Source organism: Mesorhizobium sp. M7A.F.Ca.US.002.01.1.1 (genome assembly GCF_004022955.1).
Taxonomy (GTDB): domain Bacteria; phylum Pseudomonadota; class Alphaproteobacteria; order Rhizobiales; family Rhizobiaceae; genus Mesorhizobium; species Mesorhizobium ciceri.
In genome coordinates this window covers 1-420 of sequence record NZ_RZQE01001070.1, presented here as the reverse complement: position 1 = coordinate 420, position 420 = coordinate 1, and the positions used below count along the sequence as shown (strand labels likewise).

General features: G+C 61.9%; 1 pseudogene. It reads left to right on the top strand.

The window, feature by feature from the left end:
* Nucleotides 1–420, top strand: a pseudogene (locus EN932_RS38330) (CpsD/CapB family tyrosine-protein kinase); the annotation flags it as partial.

Sequence of the window (420 nt, the reverse complement as noted above, 5' to 3'; positions counted from 1 at the left end):
TTCTTGGGTTGACTGCCGTATCCAACGACGGTTCGAAGAGTTCGGTGGCCAGCAATCTCGCTACGCTCTACTCGATGTCGGGCCTGAAGACGCTGGTGATTGACGCCGACATCCGGCGCCCGACCATGATCCCCTCGCGGCTTCTGAGCCAGTCGGGAGCCCTCGACCTACCGTGCCAGGACCCTGTCCGTCTCAACATCGTTCGTGCTGCGGGGCGGCCGTTCGACATCCTTTCCAGTTCGACCGTGGACGCCAGACACCTCCTGGCGCCTAGCAAGATGGAGGCGTTCCTCTCGGAGCTAGCCGCTAGTGACCTTGCCACCAACGGACTTCCTGCCTACGACATTGTCATACTCGACCTGCCGACGCTTGCCTCGGGTGCCGACGAACTGATTGTCGGATCTGTCCTGGACGGCGTGG